Source organism: Sphingopyxis sp. 2PD, from assembly GCF_005503695.1.
Classification (GTDB): domain Bacteria; phylum Pseudomonadota; class Alphaproteobacteria; order Sphingomonadales; family Sphingomonadaceae; genus Sphingopyxis.
Genome location: NZ_SCMU01000004.1, coordinates 18,600 through 38,220, shown reverse-complemented (window position 1 = coordinate 38,220; position 19,621 = coordinate 18,600). Strand labels below are relative to the sequence as shown.

Below are 19,621 nucleotides of genomic sequence, written 5' to 3'. Positions count from 1 at the left end.
AAGTACGGCCCTTCGACAAGCTCAGGGCAAACGGTTTTTGGGGTAACTTATGGCCTAAGCCAAAGCCGCGTCGGCGCCCATCAGGTTCGGGAAAAAGCCCTCATGCGCTTCGCGAAGTTCCGCCAGCGTGACCTGATGATCGCTGCCTTCCAGTTCGAACACGATGCGATCCTTGATCGTGCGGCCGACCGGATCGACGGGCACGTCGGCGCGGCCGGCGGCGTCGAGGAAGTCGGCGAGGCAGGTGTCGCACACCGTCACGAGGTAAAGCCCCTGATCCTCACCGAAGAAACTTTCGGCGATGCCGAACGGCTGTTCTTCGCTGACCAGCACGCCGATGTTCGATTTCAGCGCCATTTCGGCGAGCGTCACCGCCATGCCGCCGTCGGACACGTCGTGGCACGCGGTGATCCAGCCTGCGTTGATCGCGGTGCGGATGAAGTCGCCGGTGCGCTTTTCGCAGCGCAGGTTGACCTGCGGCGGCGGGCCTTCCTCGCGGCCGTGGATTTCGCGCAGCCACACCGACTGGCCGAGATGGCCGGCGCGTTCGCCGACCGCGAGCACGATGTCGCCGGTGCGCTTGAAGCCGATGCCGACCGCCTTGTTAAGATCCTCGATCACGCCAACCCCGCCGATCGCGGGGGTGGGCAGGATCGCGCTGCCGCCGCCGGTCGCCTTGCTCTCATTATAGAGGCTGACGTTGCCCGAGACGATCGGATAGTCGAGCGCACGGCACGCCTCTGCCATGCCGTCGAGGCAGCCGACGATCTGGCCCATGATCTCCGGGCGCTGCGGGTTGGCGAAGTTCAGGCAGTTGGTGATCGCGAGCGGTGTCGCGCCGACCGCGGTGATGTTGCGCCACGTTTCGGCGACCGCTTGCTTGCCGCCCTCGACCGGGTCGGCGTAGCAGTAGCGCGGCGTGCAGTCGGTCGACATGGCGAGCGCGCGGTTGGTGCCGTGGATGCGGACGAGCGCCGCGTCGCCGCCGGTCTGCACCGTGTCGGCACCGACCTGGCTGTCATACTGCTCCCAGATCCAGCGGCGGCTGGCGATATCGGGGGTGCCCATCAGCGTCTTGAGGTCGGCGGCGACATCGGTCGTTTCGGGGACGTTGGTCAGTTCGGGCTGCTTCGGCGTCGGGACGTGGGGGCGGTCATAGAGCGGCGCGTCGTCGGCAAGCGGGGCGAGCGGGATGTCGCAGACAATCTCGCCATGATGCTCGAGGACCATGCGGCCGGTGTCGGTGACGGTGCCGATGACCGCGAAATCGAGCTCCCATTTGTGGAAGATCGCTTTCGCGAACTCTTCCTTGCCGGGCTTCAGGACCATCAGCATGCGTTCCTGCGATTCGGACAGCATCATCTCATAGGCGGTCATGCCGGTTTCGCGCTGCGGCACATCGTCCATCTTGAGGTGCAGCCCGACGCCGCCCTTCGACGCCATTTCGACCGACGAGCTCGTCAGCCCCGCCGCGCCCATGTCCTGGATCGCGACGATCGCGTCCGACGCCATCAGCTCGAGGCACGCCTCGATCAGCAACTTCTCGGTGAAGGGGTCGCCGACCTGGACCGTCGGTCGCTTTTCCTCGGCATCCTCGCCGAAGTCCGCCGACGCCATGGTCGCACCGTGGATGCCGTCGCGGCCGGTCTTCGATCCGACATAGACGATCGGATTGCCGACGCCCGATGCCGCCGAATAGAAGATCTTGTCCTGCTCGGCGACGCCGACGGTCATCGCGTTGACGAGGATATTGCCGTCATAGGCCTTGTGGAAATTGACCTCGCCGCCGACCGTGGGAACGCCGACGCAATTGCCGTAGCCGCCAATGCCGTGGACGACGCCCGAGATGAGATGCTTCATCTTCGGATGGTCGGGGCGGCCGAAGCGCAGCGCGTTGAGGTTTGCGACCGGACGCGCGCCCATGGTGAACACGTCGCGCAAAATGCCGCCGACCCCGGTCGCCGCGCCCTGATAGGGTTCGATGTACGAGGGGTGGTTGTGGCTCTCCATCTTGAAGATCGCGGCGAGCTTCTTGCCACCTGCGCCTTCGCCGATGTCGATGACGCCGGCATTTTCGCCGGGGCCGCAAATCACCCAGGGCGCTTCGGTCGGGAGCTTCTTCAAATGGATGCGCGAGCTTTTGTAGCTGCAATGTTCGGACCACATGACCGAAAAGATGCCGAGTTCGACAAGATTCGGTTCGCGCCCGATCGCGGCGAGGACGCGATCATATTCTTCCGGCGAGAGGCCGTGTTCGGCGACGATTTCGGGGGTGATGGCGGGCGCGGGCTGAGTCATGGCGCGCCTTTAGCGATGTAGGCGCAAAACGAACAGACCCCATGATGCGAAAAGCACCATGGAGCCTGCGGTTGATTGCGTCAGCGCGAGGCGATGGTCGTCGCGGGCTTGGTCAGTGGCTCAACGTCGCGAAGCGCAAAGCTGACCTGCTGCGACCCGACGGTGCCGCGGACGCGGTTGGCGCCGACGCGCAACGTGAAAGGCTTGCCGGTGCGTTCTTCGATGCCGCTGATGACACGGACGTCGCCGACCTGCGTCACCGTGTAGCTGTAGCTGCTGCCTTTGTGCTCGAAACGCTGCGTTGCGGGTTCATCGGCATGGGCGATGGCGGGGGTGGTCGCAAACAATGCGACGGCGGGGAGGAAGAATTTTTTCATGACGCAAGTCCTTGTTTACCAGAACAAAACTTGCCTTTACGCCCCTCTCTCTTGTGCAGTGCAGCATGCGTGGCCATGCGCGGCTCGGCAATTGCAAAAAGCGGAATCGTGATTGCCGAAAGTGGAGCGGGTGTGGCGTTTATCCCTTCGAGAAGGACAAGAAGACGTTCCCCGGCGAAAGCCGGGGTCCAGGGCGTCCAAAAAACAGGCGTTGCTCGATGGCGCTCTGGACCCCGGGTTTCGCCGGGGAACAGGAAAGGCCTGAAGGCCAAGCGGGGTCAGGCGGGTCGCGGCAGCAGGGTCAGCACCAGCCACGCCGCGGCGCCCGCCGCAAACCCCGTCGCGAGCGTCCCCCACGCGATGTCGAGCAACGTCACCTTGGTCGACCAGATTTTCATCGTCGCGTGGTTGGTAAGGTCATAGGTCATGTAGCAGAAAAAGCCGAACATCGCCCCCCATTGCGCCGCGACCTGCCATTTGCCCGCTGCCAGCGCCGGCGCGACGGCGAAAATCTGGATACCGAGCATATAGAGCGCATAGAAGATCAGCGCCGGCGCCGGGCGCCAGCCATCCATCAGCAGCGCGCCGATTTCAGGACGATAGACTTTCGTCAGCATCGTACGGAGCCAGACCGCGTCGAGAATGCCAAAGATGATCGCGGTGGCGAAATAAGCAGCGACGGTTTGCAGGGTCATGACGGAGCTTTCGTCCTGGCGATCGGGTGCGGGCCAGCCTAGGCGGACGCGGTGCGACGTCAAGCCTGACCGCACTTGACCATTGGGGGGCGAAAGGGCCAAAGCAGGGCCATGACGGACACCCCCGACGCCGCTGCCGCGCCCGCCCCGGACCCTGCCATTACCGCGCTTTCGTTCGAGGCCGCGATGGACGAGCTGGAAACGATCGTGCGGCGGCTGGAAAGCGGCGATGTCAGCCTGGAGGAATCGGTGGCGCTTTATGAGCGCGGCCATGCGGTGCGCAGCCATTGCGAAGCGCGGCTCGCCGCGGCGCAGGCGCGGATCGAGCAGGTGAGCCTGGGCGCCGACGGGCGACCGGCGGGAACCACCCCCTTCGGCGAAAGCTGAACGGTCATGACGTCCCCCAGCGACGATCTTTCGAGCGGAACGCAGTTGCTGCTTGCCACCCAGGCCGAGGTGATGGCGGGCATCGACCGGCTGTTCGACCAGCTGCTGCCGGTTCCCAAGGACCCGCGCGCGCCGCTTTACGAAGCGATGCGCCATGCCGCGATTGCGGGCGGCAAGCGGCTGCGCCCGCTGCTCGTGCGCGCCGCGGGCGACCTGTTCCATGTCGATCGCGGGCTCAGCCTGCGCGTCGGCGCGGCGGTCGAGGCGATGCACGTCTATTCGCTGATCCACGACGATCTGCCGTGCATGGACGATGACGATCTGCGCCGCGGCAAGCCGACGGTGCACAAGGCGTTCGACGAGGCGACCGCGGTGCTGGCGGGCGATTCGCTCCATGCCCTGGCGTTCGAATGGCTGTGCGATCCAGCGACGAGCAGCGATCCGTTCGTGCGCGGCGAGCTGTGCTGCGAACTCGCGCGCGCCGCCGGGCCGGCCGGGATGGCGGGCGGCCAGATGATGGATCTCGCCGCCGAAACATCGAACTTCGACCTGCCGACGGTGACGCGGCTGCAACAGCTCAAGACCGGGGCGCTGATCGCCTTTTCGGTCGAGGCGGGCGCCATTTTGGCGCGGATCCCGCCCGAGGGGCGCACCGCGCTGCGCGCCTATGCGCGCGACATCGGGCTCGCCTTCCAGATCGCCGACGACATCATGGATGTCGAGGGCGACGAGGCGCTGGCGGGCAAGGCGCTGCACAAGGACGCGGCGGCGGGCAAGGGGACCTTTGTCACGTTGATGGGACTGGAGCGGGCGCGCGAACAGGCGACGGCGCTGGTCGACCAGGCGATCGGACATCTGGCGAGCTTTGGCGACGAGGCGACGCTGCTGCGCGCCATCGCCCGCTATGTCGTGGAAAGGGACCGTTGATGCGCATTGGGGTTTATCCCGGAACCTTCGACCCGATCACGCTGGGGCATATGGACATCATCCGCCGCGGCGCGAAGCTGGTCGACCGGCTGATCATCGGGGTGACCACCAATATCGCGAAATCGCCCTTGTTCGACGACGACGAACGGATCGCCATGGTGAAGGCCGAAGTCGCGGACATCGAGGGCAATATCGAGGTTGTCGGCTTCAATTCGCTGCTGATGGACTTCGCCGACGCGCAGGGGGCGTCGATCGTCGTACGCGGCATTCGCGGCGTCACCGATTTCGAATATGAGTATCAGCTGACGGGCATGAACCGCCAGCTCAACGCCCGCGTGGAAACCGTTTTTTTGATGGCGGACGTCAGCCTGCAACCAATCGCGTCGCGACTGGTCAAGGAAATCGCGATCTTTGGCGGCGACATCCACAAATTCGTGACGCCTTCGGTGCGCGACGCCGTCGTCGGGCGTATTGCCGAGCGCGGGCTGCTCCAGGGCGATCGCTGATACCGATCATTGAGCGTTCAGCTTTTTCCCGCTAGGGCGCGCCAACGGGGCGCAAGATCCGATTTTCTGACAGAGGCCGATCCAGCATGAAATTTTCCTTCCGCCCCATGATCTTCACGGCGATGGCGTTCGGTCTCGCGGCTTCGGCCGCCGCGCAAGAGGCGCCGCCCGCGCCGAACCCGATGCCCGAAACGGCGCAGCCCGCGCCGCCGACGGACGCTCCGCCGCCGCCGGTCGATGTTCCGCCCGCGCCCGACGCCGGCACTGCGGCGGAGGCCGCACCCGCTGCCGCCGCGGCTCCGGCGGCCCCGACGATGACGCCCGATCAGTACATCAACAACCCCGAATTTATGCTCAACCTGGACCTTTCGACCGGTGGGCGGGTGGTGATCCAGCTTTATCCCCAAGTCGCCCCGAACCATGTCGATCGCGTCAAGCAGCTGGCGCGCGCGGGCTTTTACGACGGGGTCAAATTCCACCGTGTGATCGACGGCTTCATGGCGCAGACGGGCGATCCGACCGCGACCGGGCAGGGCGGCTCGCAGCTGCCCGACCTCAAGGCCGAATTCAACGTCACCCCGCACCTGCGCGGTACCGTGTCGATGGCGCGCGCCGAAAGCGAAGACAGCGCGAACAGCCAGTTCTTCATCATGTTCCAGCCGCGCTTCGCACTCGACAACCGCTACACCGCGTTCGGCCGTGTCATATCGGGCATGCAATATATCGATGCGATCCAGAAGGGCGAGCCGCCCGCGGTGATGTCGAGCATGGTCCAGGTGGCGGTCGCTGCCGACAACAAGCCGATGCCGCCCGCGTCGATGCTGGTCGAAGCAGTGCCGGCGCCGGCACCTGCGGCCGAGATCACCGCCGACCAGCTCAACGCCCCGATCCGTTAAGGGATTCGCGCGCGATGCGCGTCGACGCCTTTGATTTCGACCTGCCGAACGAGCGCATCGCGCTGCGCCCGGCGCGACCGCGCGATGCGGCGCGGATGCTGGTGGTCGATGGCGGGACGATCATCGATGCAGCGGTCGGCGACCTGCCGACATGGCTGCGCCCCGGCGACTGCCTGGTGTTCAACGACACGCGCGTGATTCCCGCGCAATTGGAAGGGCGGCGCGGCGACGCACGCATCGGCGCCACCTTGCACAAGCGGATCGACCTGCGCCGCTGGCAGGCGTTCGTGCGCAACGCAAAACGGCTGCGCGTTGGCGAGACGGTCGATTTCGGCGCGGAGGTCGCGGCCGTGGCCGAGGAGCGCCTGCCCGACGGCAGCTTCATTCTGGCCTTCGCGGGCGACGAACCGGTCGAAGTGCTGCTCGAACGCGCGGGGACGATGCCGCTGCCACCCTATATCGCGGGCAAGCGCGCGACCGACGACGACGATCGGTCCGATTATCAGACGATGTTCGCGGCCAAGGATGGCGCGGTTGCGGCGCCGACCGCGGCGCTGCATTTTACCCCCGGCTTGCTCGCGGCGCTGGAAACCGCGGGCGTCGCGACCGAAACGCTGACGCTGCACGTCGGCGCGGGAACCTTCCTGCCAGTGAAGGCCGACGACACCGACGATCATGTGATGCATGCCGAATGGGGGCGGATCGAGCCCGACACCGCGGCGCGGCTCAACGCGGTGCGCGTCGCTGGCGGGCGGATCATCGCGGTCGGCACCACCAGCCTGCGCCTGCTCGAAAGCGCCGCACAGGACGACGGCACGATCACGGCCTTCGCGGGCGATACCGCGATCTTCATCACCCCTGGCTACCGATTCAAGGCGATCGACGGGCTGATGACCAATTTCCACCTGCCAAAGTCGACCTTGTTCATGCTGGTCAGTGCGCTGATGGGGCTGGAGACGATGCAGGCGGCCTATGCCCATGCGATCGCGAGCGAGTATCGCTTTTACAGCTATGGCGACGCCAGCCTGCTGCTGCCCAACCGCGCGGGATAGCTCCTTCGTCGCGCGCGGCGCGCGTCGCGCAACCGTTCAGATTTCGATGATGATCTTGACGTTATCGGCGCTGATCGCGGCGGCTTCGGCGACCTGCGCTTTGGCGCGCGCAACGACATCGCGCAGGCTATGCGCCTCGTCGATTCCCAGCAATTCGGTCACTTCGACGTTCAGGAGGATCGCCAGCGCCTTGATCCGTCCCGCCTTGGGCCGCGCCTTGTTCTGCTCCCAGGCCGAGATCGACTGCTCGCTCACCCCCAGTTCGCCAGCAATTTCCAGCTGCGTCAGCCGCTTGGCGGTCCGCAGGCGGTGGAGCCGGTCGCCAAAGCTCTCGTCGGTGGGTTCGTTTGCAGAGACGTCCTCCGTGCGATCGCCGCTGACGACCGCGCGAAGCTGCGCCGCGCTCAGCGTCGCGGACGAGATCGGGGTTTCGAACTGACAGCCATAGAGCGCGCCGCTGACCCAGATGACCCTCGCGCGGGTCACCCCTGCATGCGGTAAGTCGATGTCGATGCGGTCGTCAACCGCCAGCGCGGCATCGCCTTCCAGCAACAGACCCGTCGCCGAGATATTGTGCACCGATACGTTCAAATCGCCGCCGCCAGCCCGGCCTTGCAGCCGCAGTCGCAAGGTCCGCCGCGTACTGCGCGCTGTGCCGCCTGACGGGGCTTTTTCGATAAATGCCGGGATTGCCATCGCGTCCATGATCGGCGCTCTGGGGTTAAGGCGGCGTTACCGGAACCGATATGCGGCCATGCGTGCGCGCTTGACGACGGCCGCCGAGGCGCGATGCGCGGCGTTGCGGGCGGTGCCCAGCCGGGCGGGGGAGCGCACGGCAAAGACCAGATAAGTTAAAAGTTTAGTTTGCCTATCGCGCTCAGTTGACGCCGAGCGTTGTCAGGAACGATCCGATTCGCGCGCCATCCGGCACCGCCAAAGCCACGAGAATCCGGCGATTCCGCTTTTTTCCATGATATTAATGTGTTGTCGATCACTGTCTCAAAGGGGAACAGAGTGCGATCGGGCGCCTCAAATGGGTCGAGCTGAGTGGTATCGGCATTGCTAATGTAAATAGAATGTTTATTTTCTCTATCAGATTTGAATGATTCTTTGACCACGGGGGTGGTGAGAGACACAAGAATAGCGCCCGGCAACGTGCCTTGAGCAATTCAGGCATCTTGTCCGGCATTGGGGGTTTTTTTTGGCATATCGTCTTCGCCGAAAGGTGGCGCGATCCAGCGGGGCCACGGCTTTGTTGCCGTTGTCGGTGGTCGCGACTGCCGGGAATACCAAGGGCCGAACGCCGATCCTTGATGCCGCAGACGTCGACGGCGCCCACGGCTTCCCGTCGGCTGAAAATCAGACGTCGACGGCGCCCACGGCTTCCCGTCGGCTGAAAATCAATTGTCTGTTGAAACGGCCGCACTGCCGGGCCGCGATCCGCAGGTTGGCAATTATTCGGGGGTGATGCCGATCGCCCTGACCTGAATTTTCGCCTGCGGGTTTGTCGCGGGCGGATCAAACCGGCGGGGCAGGCACCGATGCCCTCCCGGTTCTCCGACCAACCGGTGCAATTATCAAACCGCTACCCGGCTTTTGGTCGGAAGCGGCATAATAGAGGGAAGAAGATGATGAAGAAACTACTTATGGCAGCGGTCGCATCGACCGCGTTGATGTCGACGGCGGCATTTGCCCAGAGCAACACCGATTCGGCTGACCTGTCGGTCACCGCAACGGTCGATCAGGAATGCAGCATCGAAGATCCGACGGCTGTCGTTTTCGCGGAAGTCAACATCAATGAAGCCCCGGGTGCAAATGCCCTGTTGCTCAAGAACGGTTCGCAAAGCCAGTCGCAGAACATCTATGTCAGCTGCAACTATGCGGCCAAGCTGTCGGCGACGTCGACGAACGACGGCCTGCTGAATGCAGCCGGCGCAGCGCTTGCGGCCAATGATCCGCTCGATTTTACGAACAAGATCGAATACCGCGTCCTGCTCAATTCGACCGACGCCAGCTTCCCCAACCTGGACTTCCGGACGCGTCTTGAGGCTGCGGATTCGGTGAACGCCGGTGGCGCGTTCCACGACGACGCACTGCTTCGTGTCGTCATCGACCGCGACGACACGGCGAAGCGTCCGGTTGCCGGTGTCTATACCGACACGGCCGTCCTGACCCTCGGCCCGGTCTAATCCCGGTCCCGATACGATTTAGGCGAAGGGGGGAACTTCGGGTTCCCTCCTTCTTCTTCGTTATAATTTCAGACGTAATGCCCACAACGGTGGGGTGAGGGATTTGCCGTAGCGGCAATGGCCCGGGGGGCGCCAAAATGTTCAGGAAGTTGCTGGTCGTTTACGGAGCGGTCGCGCTGGCCATCTTGCCGGTTGCGGCCGAAGCGGCGCGGGTGTCGCCGATGGTCGTCGAAGTGAAGCCACTGGGACGCGGGTCCGTTGCCCGTGTCGAACTGAGCAATCCCGGCCAGAACGAGTTTCCGGTCGAAGTCCAGATGTTTCGCGGCGTCATAACCGAAGCGGGCGAACTGGAACTGACCCCTGCCGACGAGCTTTTCCTGCTGTTTCCTGCCCAAAGGGTGGTGCCGGCCCGGTCGCAACAGGTGTTTCGCGTCCAGTATGTCGGCGAACCGGACCTGGCGGCGTCCGAAGTCTATTACATGCAGATACGGCAGATTCCCGTCGATATTGCTCCCGGCCAGTCGCAGGTTCAACTCGTCGTGAACTTCAACGTCCTGGTCAATGTGATCCCCGATGGCACGAGTCCCGAGCCTTTCGTCGAAGCGATCCGTCCGGTCGTTCGCGCTGAGGTGCCCGGTATCGAAGTCCGTCTGTCCAATCGCGGTACGCGGTATTTCACCGCCGGAACCCGTCCATGGCAGATCAACGGCACCGCCGAGGATGGAACCGCGCTGGATCTTCGCCTGCCGCCAGAGGACATGTCCAAATTGATCGGCGTCGGCGTCGTCGCTCCGGGCCGCGCCCGTATCTTTTTCATTCCCACCGAAAAGCCTCTTGTCGAGGGCACGATACAGGCAAACTTGGTGCCCTGATCATGAACAGGGGGGCACCCGGCGCGCTGATCGAGGGGGTCAGCAAACTTGCATTTGTGGCGGCCATTCTGTGCGCGCCGGGGATTGCGCGTGCGGCAGACCAGGTGGCGCTACCCACCGCCGTTGCCGCGGCACAGCAGCCGTCGCGAACGGTCACGATGGCGGTGCCGCTGACGTGGAACGGCCAGGTTCTGCGCGATGTGGTCGTGCAGGTCGATCCCGACGGATCGGCCGTGATCGAGAGCCTGTCGCTCCGGGTGGAACTGATCCGCCTGTTGAACGACGCGGGCATACGTCGCCTGGACGAGACGATCGCCGGGGATCCGTTCGTTAGCCCGGCGGAACTGCAGGTGGCGGGGTTCGACGTCGGTTTCGATCTGGCGCGACTGGAGTTGTCGGTAAACGCGATCGATCCCCTGTTCCGCCCCGTCGAGCCATTGGGCGGGCGCAACGACAGCCGTGAACCGCTGCTCCCTTCGATTGAGCCCGCCGGGTTCAGCGCCTATCTCAACACGAGCGTGAACCTCCTTTACCGTGACGAGGACGGTGTGGTGCCGCCGGATGTCTTTCTGTTCGGGGCGGCGCGGTATCGCAACGTCGTTGTCGAATTCGATGGCGGCTTTACGCAAAGCCTAAATGACGACTACCGCTTCTACCGGCGCGCCGTGCGGGCAATATATGACGAACCGGAGAGTTACCGGCGTTGGAGTGCAGGCGATCTGCAGATCGAAAACACGGGTCTGCTGCGGACCCCCTTCATCGGTGGGGTCGCGCTTGAAAAAAGCCGCCGCACCTTCGATCCGTTCACGTCGGCGGTTAATCTGGGGGGGCGCCAGATATTCGTGGCGTCGCCATCGACGGTCGAAGTCATCGTCAACGGGGCGCCTCATCAGACGCTGGATCTTCAGCCCGGCACCTATAGCCTCGATGACCTGCCCATTCAGATCGGATCGAACGATGTCCAGTTGGTGGTTCGGGATGCGTCGGGCCGGGAACAGGTAACGCGGTTCGATTATTTTTTCGATCCGATCGAGCTGGAATCAGGCGAAGACGAATATACCGTCGCCCTCGGCGTGATCGCCCCCGAACTGAGCCTGCAACCGAAATATTCCAGCGACCCCGTATTCATCGGCAATTACCGCAAAGCGCTGAGCGATATCCTGATCGTCGGTGGCGGCGTGCAGATTGCCAAGGACCTCCAGGTTGTCGCGTTCGAAACGCAGGTCGTGCCGCAGGTGATCCCCGGCAGTTTCGATTTTCAGGGTGCGGTGAGTACCGGCGGGGGCACGGGATTTGCGCTGCGGGGCGGTTATCGCCTGACGTTAGGGAACGGGGCGGATGCAAAACGATTCGCCGCGACATTCAATTATGAAAGCGACAATTTCGGTACGGTCGGCGATCTGTCGGGATTCAGGCTCGAGAATCTTTCCGTCAACGCGACATATAGTCAGGCCTTTTCGCTGCGCACCACAGCTGTTGTCGGTGCGAATTATTTCTCGCGCGCGGGCGGCGGCAACCAGAGCACCTTCTTCGCCGACGTCAATCATCAATTGAGAGACAATATCCGCGCCACTGTCGGGGTGGAATATGGCACCGGGTCGGCCTTCGGTCCCAATTTCGGCGTTCGCGCTGGCATTTCTGTCCTGTTCGGCGGCAGGCATAGAGGCGACGCGACATACCAGAGCCGCCGCAAACTGGCGCGGGCGTCAGTATCGCGCGGATCCGGCAACGACGTTGGCTCGCTGGGCTATACGGTCAACGTACAGGATTCGTCGGGAAGCACGTCGGTCGATGGCGTCGTCGATTATATTGCCAACCGTTTCGAGGCGCGCGCGTCGCTCGCGACCTCGGGGAATAATTTCGGAAGCATCACAGGCGAGCAGACCGCAAGGCTGCAAATCGGAACGTCGTTCGCGTTCGCGGATGGTGCTTTCGGTATCGGTCGTCCGATTCAGGATTCCTTCCTGCTTGCCCGACCGCACCGCACGCTGAAAGGCACCGACATCATCGCCGGCCGTAGTCTGAGCGATGGCGAATATGAGGCGTCGAGCGGAACATTCGGCGCTGCCGTGGTCAACCGTCTGTCATCCTACAGCATCCAGGACGTCCAATATGATATCGATCGTCTCGAAGCCGGCTATGACATCGGCTCGGGTGTGGTTCGCGTTGAACCCCCATTTCGCTCCGGCTATGGCCTGATCGTCGGAACCGACCGTTTTGTCAGCGCTGTCGGCTTCCTGCGCATAGACGATGCCCCCGCCGCACTTGCGGTGGGACTTATCACGTCCAACGATGACGAAGGTTTCCAGCCCGAACCCTTCTTCACCAACTCGGCAGGTCGCTTCGGCATAATCGGCCTCGCCCCCGGCCGAAGCTATACTATTCGTCTGAACGATAGTGGCCGGACGTTCATAGTCAAAGTACCTGAGGACAATAAGGGGCTCTATCGATTGGAGACCATCAATCTCCAGAAAGAAGCCGAATAGGAGGCATCATGCGCCACTCGACACTCATCGCTCCGATCTTCCTTCTCGCCATTCCCGCAACCGCCAACGCGGCGGACTGCCAGCCGGCTTTTGTCGGCGGCGACCAATCGTTGACCGTCAACGGCGTCGAAATCGAGGCGGGCGGGCGCGCCACTCAGGACTTCCAGGTCCGCATCCAGAACGCGGCAGAGGCCCGGAGCGAAACGCCCGGAGATCGGCCAGGCACGTCCGGCGAAGCGGGTGCCGGATCGTGCGGGGCGACCATTCGTATTGCAAGGATCGGCGCATCGCCGGACCCCGATTTTCCGTCTTATTCGCTGCGCGCTTCGGGCAATCGGAACATCGAAATCCTCCCGGACCCGGCGTCGGGGGGCACCGCCGATAGCGATGTCATCATCCCCAATGCGCCTGCAGGTCCGCAAGGACGCGCCGTTCCCTTTCAGATCGGCGTACCGACCGAATGGGGATTGCGGGCGGGAACATTTATCGAGCAGCTGGAATTGTCGCTGATCGACCGGAACGGCACCGTCGTCGATCGATCGAGGTTGACGTTGACCATCGTCATCCCGTCCGCTGTGTCACTGCGGCTGGTCGGCGCGGTCGTTGGAGCGGGCGGCAACGGCCCCGCGCAGGTAGACTTAGGCAGTTTGTCGAGCTCCAGAGAGACCCGGTCGGAACGCTTTGCGGCCCGCATTTTCAGTACGGCGCCCTATGCTGTCAGGTTTAATTCGGTCAATCTGGGCAACCTGTTGCATGAGCAGGGGCGCGAGAAAGTCCCGTACAAGCTGTTTTTCGACGGCGCCTTGGTCGATCTCACCGGGGGTAGCGAAATTCCATACTTCGACCGCGTGCCGAAAGGCGGTGACAGGCGGTCCATGAGCGTCGTGGTGCCGCCGGTCGTCGCGCTGGCAGGTCGCTATTCCGACCGGATTACGGTAACGGTCACGGCCTTGTAAGTCAGATTGCAGCAAGCCCCAGACTGATAGCGATGTTCTGAACCAGGCCGCTTGTCTGGATTGTTACGGGCACGTTGCCAACGGTCGGGCCGCTGCGATACGCTATATCGCTAATTCCCGAACTATCCAGTTGACGAACCTCTCCATCGTAATTGATCTGGACCTGTTCGCCCCCCACGAGAGTTCGGTGGGAAGCCATCACGCGAAAGCCGCGCCCGCTGTTGCACATTTCGAATACGGTCCCGCTTACCGACCCGCCGCTCGCATCGACGAAAATTTCCGACGTCTCGAGCTGGCAGATTTCGGGCACAGAGAGCGAAATCTGAGCTCCCGCCGACCCGTCAGAGTTCGCGTGCGCCGCCGTAGGAAAAGCGATGGCAGCGATGATTGCGATATGTCGAAGCACGGCATTCTCCTCCAGACCGACTATGGCCGTGAAGAGTTAAAATCCGGTGCATTATGCTCGCGGCTGTTAGTGCGAGCGCGGAACGGACTGCGTTTAATGCCCTCTTGGCCAAAGCGGGTGACAACAAGCTTCGGCTTTGTAGTTCTGGACGCCGATGCCCTACACCAAGGCTTCCGATATATTTACATTATCGCAATCCATTCCGCGCATAGCGGGACCAAGTGTGGGGACCAGCAAGAGTTTGATTTGATGGAAATGCCATCGCGGATCGAATCCGGCGAGCAGGGGGGTGATGCGCTCGATGAGGGCCAGCGTGGCTTTTTCGGGCTGATCGGTTCGCGCATCGGCAAACCGCGCGGCGACGCCGCGCCGAATCTGCACACCCGCGAAGCACTGCTGCTGCTCCAGAATTACGAGGAAAGCGGCCAGGGTTGGTTCTGGTCGACTGACGCCAAGGGTCGCCTCACCTATATCACCGATTCGGTCGCGCGGCTGATGGGGCGAGCGAGCGGCCAATTGCTCGGGACCAGCTTTACCGAGCTGTTCCTGCCCGTCGACAGCCATGGCGAACGGCAACGCACCTTGCCCTTCCTGCTCACCAAACAATCGAAGTTCGACGAGCTGCCCTTACGCAGCGCGTTCGAAGGCGACGATCGCTGGTGGGCAATTTCGGGGCGCCCGCAGTTCGACGGCGGCGGCAAATTCACCGGTTATCGCGGCAGCGGCACCGACGTCACCGCGCAGCGCCGATCGGCCGAGGATGCATCGCGCCTGGCGCTTTACGATTCGCTGACCGGGCTCGCGAACCGGTTCAACATTTCGAAAAAGCTGGACACCACGCTCGCCGCCTTTGCCCAGCAACAGCGCGTGTGCGCGATCATGCTGCTCGATCTCGACCGCTTCAAACAGGTCAACGACACGCTGGGACATCCCGCCGGCGACGCGCTGCTCAAACAGGTCGCCCAGCGGCTGCTCAAGATCGTCGGCGACAAGGAAATGGTCAGCCGCCTTGGCGGCGACGAATTCCAGATCATCCTTCCCGACGTCGACGATCGCGGCAAACTTGGCGACATGGCCGCCGACATCATCAACAGCCTGTCGCAACCCTATTCGGTCGAAGGCAGCCGCTGCATCATCGGCGCGTCGGTCGGGGTCGCGATCGCGCCGTTCGATGGGCTGAGCAGCGACGATCTCGTCCGCAACGCCGACCTCGCGCTCTATGCGGCAAAAGGTAATGGCCGCGGCCGGTTCAGCTTCTATTCGAGCGACCTGCATCAGGCGGCCGAGGATCGCCGCGCGCTCGAGGATGATCTGCGCGACGCTTTGGTGCGCGGCGAAATGGAGCTGCGGTACCAGCCGGTCGTCAACGCCAAGTCGAACCTGGTGACCGGGGTCGAGGCGCTCGTCCGCTGGACCCATCCCGACCGCGGGGTGATCTCGCCCGCGGTGTTTATTCCGATCGCGGAGGAAGCCAATCTGATCTGGCCGCTCGGCGAATGGGTGCTGCGCAAGGCGTGCGAGGATGCGGTAAAATGGCCGGGCGACATGCGGGTCGCGGTCAATGTGTCGCCGATCCAGTTCGCCAATGCCGATTTGCCAAAGATTATCGCCAATGCGCTGGCGACGACGGGGCTGGCGCCCGATCGGCTCGAACTCGAAATCACCGAAAGCGTGTTTCTGGGCGATTCGGCCGACACCGCCAAGATGTTCAAAGCCTTGAAGGCGCTGGGTGTCCGCCTGGCGCTCGACGATTTCGGGACCGGCTATTCGTCGCTCAGCTATTTGCAGACCGCGCCGTTCGACAAGATCAAGATCGACCAGAGCTTCGTGCGCGACGCGACGGTGGCGGGGTCGCGCAACGGCGCGATCATCGCCGCGATCGTCGCGCTGGCCGAAGCGCTGGAAATGGAGACGACGGCAGAGGGCATCGAATCGCTCGACCAGCTCGACCTGATCCGCAAACTCAACGTCAGTCATGTCCAGGGCTATGTCTATAGCAAGCCGGTGGTGCACGACGAGCTGCTCGAGCATGCCGAAGCGGGATCGTGGATGATCAAGCCCGCGGGTCCGGCGCGTCAGCGCAACGACCGCTTCTCGCTGTTCCGGAAAGTTGGCGCCATTCACGACAATCATCGTTACGACGTCGTGATCCGAAACCTGTCGTCGACCGGCGCCTTTATCGAGGGGATATTGGACGTGCCGCTCGGCACCCAGTTCGTGATCGATTTCGGCGAGGGGCAGCTGGTCACGGCAACTGTCCGTCGGTCGATGAAGCATCAACAGGGCGTCGAGTTTGAACAGACGATGGTCAGCGACGGCAATGGCGGGCTGTGTACGCGCCACAGGGTATCGCCCTATCTGATCGCCGCCGCAACCCAATCGACCGCGGCGATGGCGCTGCCGCTGTTCACCACGACGAACGACTGGAAAGCCGCCTGATCGGCGGCGTGGAACCGTCCGCGCGATCGCCCGTTTTGCTCCGGAACAGGAGACAAACATGGCTGATACGAAAATCTTTGCCCGGCTGAAGGCCGATCACGACCGCCACCGCAAATTGCTCGACCAGATCGACGCGACCAAGGGCGACAGCCCCGAGCGCGAGACGCTGTTCGAAACCTTTCGCGTCGAAGTGACCGCGCACGCGGCGTCCGAAGAAATGTCGCTTTATGCGACGATGCTCGGCAAGCCCGACCTGCGCGAAGAGGCGCAGCACAGCGTGTCGGAGCATAAGGAAATCGACGACATGCTGACCGAGCTTTACGAGATGGATTTTGGTTCGACCGGTTGGCTCACTCGCTTTCGCACGATGAAGGACCGTTACCTCCACCATATCGAGGAGGAGGAAGAAGAAATGTTCCCCGAAGCCGAAGAAGGTCTGTCGGAGGCGAAGAAGAAGGAACTGCTGGCGATTTTCGAGAAGGAAAAGCCGAAGGAAAAAGCCAAAGCGGCGGCCGACGAGCCTTCGAGCGAGGATGCGAAGGAATAGGCGATCGTCGATCCTCCCCGTGGCGCAGCGATGGGGAGGTGGCAGCGCGAAGCGCTGACGGAGGGGCCAGGGCGCAACGTCGCCGCCCCTCCACCATCGCCAGCGGCGACGGTCCCCCTCCCCATCGCTGCGCGACAGGGAGGATCGGCCTGCCGCTCGACTTTTTGCCTCCTGCCCGCCATAGGCGCGCGCGATGACCGCTAGATTCGCTTTTTCGATCGCCGCGATCGATGGTGCCGCGCGCACCGGCACGATTGCAATGCAGCGCGGCGAGATCCGCACCCCCGCCTTCATGCCCGTCGGCACCGCGGCGACGGTGAAGGCGATGCGCCCCGCCGAAGTGCGCGCAACCGGCGCCGACATCATCCTTGGCAACACCTATCATCTGATGCTGCGCCCGACCGCCGAACGCATGGCGCGGCTGGGCGGCCTTCACAAATTCATGGCTTGGGACCGTCCGATCCTGACCGACAGCGGCGGCTATCAGGTGATGAGCCTGTCGGCGCTGACCAAGCAGAGCGAGGAGGGCGTCGCGTTCAAGAGCCACCTCGACGGGTCGCGGCATATGCTGACCCCCGAACGCTCGATGGAAATCCAGCGTCTGCTCGGCAGCGACATCGTGATGGCGTTCGACGAATGCCCGCCGAACGGCGTCGATGCGAAGCGCGCCGAGGCGAGCATGGAGCGGTCGATGCGCTGGGCCGCGCGCAGCCGCGCCGGCTTCGACGCAGGCGAAGAGCATGCCGCGCGATCGGCGCTGTTCGGCATCCAGCAGGGTTCGCTCGACGAAAAGCTGCGCGCGCGATCGGCTGCGGCGCTGACCGAGATCGGGTTCGACGGCTATGCGATCGGCGGGCTCGCGGTCGGCGAGGGGCAGGCGGCGATGTTCGGGGTGCTCGATTTTGCGCCCAGCCAGCTGCCCGCCGACAAGCCGCGTTACCTGATGGGGGTGGGCAAGCCCGACGATCTGGTCGGCGCGGTCGCGCGCGGGGTCGATATGTTCGATTGCGTGCTGCCGACGCGATCGGGGCGCAACGGGCAGGCCTTTACCTGGGATGGCCCGGTCAACATCCGCAATGCCAGACATGCCGAAGATCAGGGGCCGCTCGATCCATCATGCGACTGCCCGGTGTGTACGACCTGGTCGCGCGCCTATTTGCACCATCTGGTTCGGTCGGGCGAGATGCTGGGCGCGATGCTGATGACGCAGCATAATCTGCATTTTTATCAGGCGCTGATGCAGGCGATGCGCGACGCGATCGCGACCGGGACCTTCGCGGCTTTTCAGAGTGATTTTGAGGCGCGCTATCAGCGCTGAGGTCAATCGAGCTTGCTCAAAAGGTCCAGCATCGACTGCGGGATGGTTTCATCGACCGTCGATTCATACGCACGGCGCAGGGCGCCATTGACGTCCTGTCCCTTGGTGGAAACCTTCTTTTCCACGTCCTTTGCCGAATTGGCGCCGCGTGGCGCGCGGGTTTCAGACGGCATTATCGAAGCATTCGCTTAACATGGGGCCCGTTGCTAACCGCGCATTTATCAAACCGCAATGGCGCGTTTGTTCTTCCCCATGAAACTAATTTGCGGCTAAATCGTTCCCATGGGGTGAAATTATGTCGGCGGGCGCGGCTTTGGGCCGCTTTTGCTGGTTTTTTGGCGGGTTAAGTCCCGTTTCAGGAGGGAAATTATGTCATTGGGTCAGGCGATCGCGCCGCATCTTCCGTATCTGCGGCGTTATGGTCGGGCGATTTCGGGCAGCCAGCAGAATGGCGACGCGCTGGTCGCGCGTTTGCTCGAAACATTGGTTGCCAACCCCGCGGCGGTCGATACCGCCAGCGACCTGCGCATCCAGCTTTACCGGATGGTCCACGATAATTTCGGCCTGATGGCCGACGCGGCGGCGGCCGATGACGCCGCGCAGCTGACCGACATCGCGATCGCCGACGCGCGCCTGCGCCGCATTCCGTCGCTGGCGCGGCAGGCGCTACTGCTGACCGCGGTCGAAGGCTTCAATGCCGAGGACACCGGCCGCATCATTGGCCGCGACACCGACGAAGTGAAAACGCTGATTGCCGAAGCGACCGACGAAATCGACCGCCAGACCCGCGCGCGCATCCTAATCATCGAGGATGAACCGATCATCGCGATGGACATCGAAATGATCGTCCGCGATCTGGGGCATGATGTCGTCGCGGTCGCCACGACGCATAGCGAAGCCGTGGCCGAAGCGCAAAAGCATCAGCCCGGGCTGGTGCTCGCCGACATTCAACTCGCTGACAATAGTTCGGGGATCGAGGCGGTGCAGGAAATCCTGACCGACATGAAGGTGCCGGTCATTTTTATCACCGCCTTCCCCGAGCGGCTGCTGACCGGCGACCGCCCCGAACCGGCGTTCCTGCTCACCAAGCCCTATCAACCCGCGACCTTGCGCGCGGCGATTTCGCAGGTCCTGTTCTTCGACGAAAGCACGGTTCCGGCCTGATATCAATCCGTCGCCCCCGCGCAGGCGGGGCCGCTCGATACCTTCATGCGGCGTCGCCGCATAAAGCCGGTGGCGGCCCCCGCCTGCGCGGGGGCGACGGCATAGT

At 63.3% G+C, this 19,621-nt stretch carries 20 protein-coding genes; 13 read left to right on the top strand and 7 right to left on the bottom strand.

Translation table 11 applies throughout. The features are described from left to right. Positions 1-54 precede the first annotated feature (54 nt). The 3 genes from purL to FFS18_RS05545 form a co-directional block, all read right to left on the bottom strand. Positions 55-2,298 carry a phosphoribosylformylglycinamidine synthase subunit PurL gene (gene purL / locus FFS18_RS05555; RefSeq protein ID WP_137870105.1) on the bottom strand — a complete coding sequence of 748 codons (2,244 nt, stop codon included), beginning with the start codon at positions 2,296-2,298 and terminating at the stop codon, positions 55-57. An 80-nt stretch (positions 2,299-2,378) separates the two neighbouring features. Further along, positions 2,379-2,675 carry a hypothetical protein gene (locus FFS18_RS05550; protein ID WP_137870104.1) on the bottom strand — a complete coding sequence of 99 codons (297 nt, stop codon included), beginning with the start codon at positions 2,673-2,675 and terminating at the stop codon, positions 2,379-2,381. Positions 2,676-2,953: 278 nt separating this feature from the next. Continuing rightward, complete coding sequence (locus FFS18_RS05545; RefSeq protein ID WP_120218053.1) at positions 2,954-3,370, bottom strand: DUF2177 family protein; 417 nt, start codon at positions 3,368-3,370, stop codon at positions 2,954-2,956. A 111-nt stretch (positions 3,371-3,481) separates the two neighbouring features. On the opposite strand from FFS18_RS05545, the gene FFS18_RS05540 reads away from it, so the two are divergent. From FFS18_RS05540 to queA, 5 genes are all read left to right on the top strand, one after another. Next, positions 3,482-3,757: an exodeoxyribonuclease VII small subunit gene (locus FFS18_RS05540; RefSeq protein ID WP_137870103.1), complete on the top strand. Its 276-nt coding sequence runs from the start codon at positions 3,482-3,484 to the stop codon at positions 3,755-3,757. Positions 3,758-3,829: 72 nt separating this feature from the next. Beyond that, the gene (locus FFS18_RS05535) at positions 3,830-4,684 is read left to right on the top strand and encodes a polyprenyl synthetase family protein (protein WP_137870205.1); all 855 of its coding nucleotides are present in this window, start codon (positions 3,830-3,832) and stop codon (positions 4,682-4,684) included. Then, on the top strand, positions 4,684-5,190 hold the full coding sequence (gene coaD, locus FFS18_RS05530) for a pantetheine-phosphate adenylyltransferase (protein WP_137870102.1): 507 nt from the start codon (positions 4,684-4,686) through the stop codon (positions 5,188-5,190). Before FFS18_RS05535 ends, coaD begins: the two co-directional genes overlap by 1 nt. Positions 5,191-5,276: 86 nt before the next feature. Next, complete coding sequence (locus FFS18_RS05525; RefSeq protein ID WP_283214397.1) at positions 5,277-6,086, top strand: peptidylprolyl isomerase; 810 nt, start codon at positions 5,277-5,279, stop codon at positions 6,084-6,086. A 14-nt stretch (positions 6,087-6,100) separates the two neighbouring features. Continuing rightward, positions 6,101-7,138, top strand: coding sequence for a tRNA preQ1(34) S-adenosylmethionine ribosyltransferase-isomerase QueA (queA, locus tag FFS18_RS05520; RefSeq protein ID WP_137870101.1), 1,038 nt, complete (start codon positions 6,101-6,103; stop codon positions 7,136-7,138). A gap of 36 nt (positions 7,139-7,174) precedes the next feature. On the opposite strand, the gene FFS18_RS05515 is transcribed toward queA, so the two are convergent. Beyond that, complete coding sequence (locus FFS18_RS05515) at positions 7,175-7,843, bottom strand: helix-turn-helix domain-containing protein (protein ID WP_137870100.1); 669 nt, start codon at positions 7,841-7,843, stop codon at positions 7,175-7,177. Positions 7,844-7,989: 146 nt separating this feature from the next. Continuing rightward, positions 7,990-8,274, bottom strand: a complete 285-nt coding sequence (locus FFS18_RS05510) for a hypothetical protein (RefSeq protein ID WP_137870099.1) — start codon at positions 8,272-8,274, stop codon at positions 7,990-7,992. Positions 8,275-8,784: 510 nt separating this feature from the next. On the opposite strand from FFS18_RS05510, the gene FFS18_RS05505 reads away from it, so the two are divergent. From FFS18_RS05505 to FFS18_RS05490, 4 genes are all read left to right on the top strand, one after another. After that, on the top strand, positions 8,785-9,327 hold the full coding sequence (locus FFS18_RS05505) for a spore coat protein U domain-containing protein (protein ID WP_137870098.1): 543 nt from the start codon (positions 8,785-8,787) through the stop codon (positions 9,325-9,327). Positions 9,328-9,464: 137 nt separating this feature from the next. After that, positions 9,465-10,199, top strand: a complete 735-nt coding sequence (locus tag FFS18_RS05500) for a fimbrial biogenesis chaperone (RefSeq protein ID WP_137870097.1) — start codon at positions 9,465-9,467, stop codon at positions 10,197-10,199. 158 nt (positions 10,200-10,357) lie between these two features. Further along, positions 10,358-12,685, top strand: coding sequence for a fimbria/pilus outer membrane usher protein (locus tag FFS18_RS05495; RefSeq protein ID WP_171005241.1), 2,328 nt, complete (start codon positions 10,358-10,360; stop codon positions 12,683-12,685). An 8-nt stretch (positions 12,686-12,693) separates the two neighbouring features. Beyond that, complete coding sequence (locus tag FFS18_RS05490) at positions 12,694-13,641, top strand: hypothetical protein (RefSeq protein ID WP_137870095.1); 948 nt, start codon at positions 12,694-12,696, stop codon at positions 13,639-13,641. A gap of 1 nt (position 13,642) precedes the next feature. Here the strand turns inward: FFS18_RS05490 and FFS18_RS05485 are convergent, their stop codons facing one another. Next, positions 13,643-14,047: a hypothetical protein gene (locus FFS18_RS05485; protein WP_137870094.1), complete on the bottom strand. Its 405-nt coding sequence runs from the start codon at positions 14,045-14,047 to the stop codon at positions 13,643-13,645. A gap of 249 nt (positions 14,048-14,296) precedes the next feature. On the opposite strand from FFS18_RS05485, the gene FFS18_RS05480 reads away from it, so the two are divergent. From FFS18_RS05480 to tgt, 3 genes are all read left to right on the top strand, one after another. Further along, positions 14,297-16,486 (top strand): EAL domain-containing protein, encoded by a 2,190-nt coding sequence (locus tag FFS18_RS05480; RefSeq protein WP_137870093.1) that lies wholly within the window; start codon positions 14,297-14,299, stop codon positions 16,484-16,486. A 58-nt stretch (positions 16,487-16,544) separates the two neighbouring features. Further along, the gene (locus FFS18_RS05475; RefSeq protein ID WP_120215479.1) at positions 16,545-17,033 is read left to right on the top strand and encodes a hemerythrin domain-containing protein; all 489 of its coding nucleotides are present in this window, start codon (positions 16,545-16,547) and stop codon (positions 17,031-17,033) included. Between the two features lie 193 nt (positions 17,034-17,226). Then, the gene (gene tgt / locus FFS18_RS05470; RefSeq protein ID WP_137870092.1) at positions 17,227-18,351 is read left to right on the top strand and encodes a tRNA guanosine(34) transglycosylase Tgt; all 1,125 of its coding nucleotides are present in this window, start codon (positions 17,227-17,229) and stop codon (positions 18,349-18,351) included. Between the two features lie 2 nt (positions 18,352-18,353). Here the strand turns inward: tgt and FFS18_RS17400 are convergent, their stop codons facing one another. Continuing rightward, on the bottom strand, positions 18,354-18,476 hold the full coding sequence (locus tag FFS18_RS17400; protein WP_249340314.1) for a NepR family anti-sigma factor: 123 nt from the start codon (positions 18,474-18,476) through the stop codon (positions 18,354-18,356). 244 nt (positions 18,477-18,720) lie between these two features. Between FFS18_RS17400 and FFS18_RS05465 the strand changes: the two genes are divergently transcribed. Further along, positions 18,721-19,515: a response regulator gene (locus tag FFS18_RS05465; RefSeq protein WP_137870091.1), complete on the top strand. Its 795-nt coding sequence runs from the start codon at positions 18,721-18,723 to the stop codon at positions 19,513-19,515. Positions 19,516-19,621: the final 106 nt, after the last annotated feature.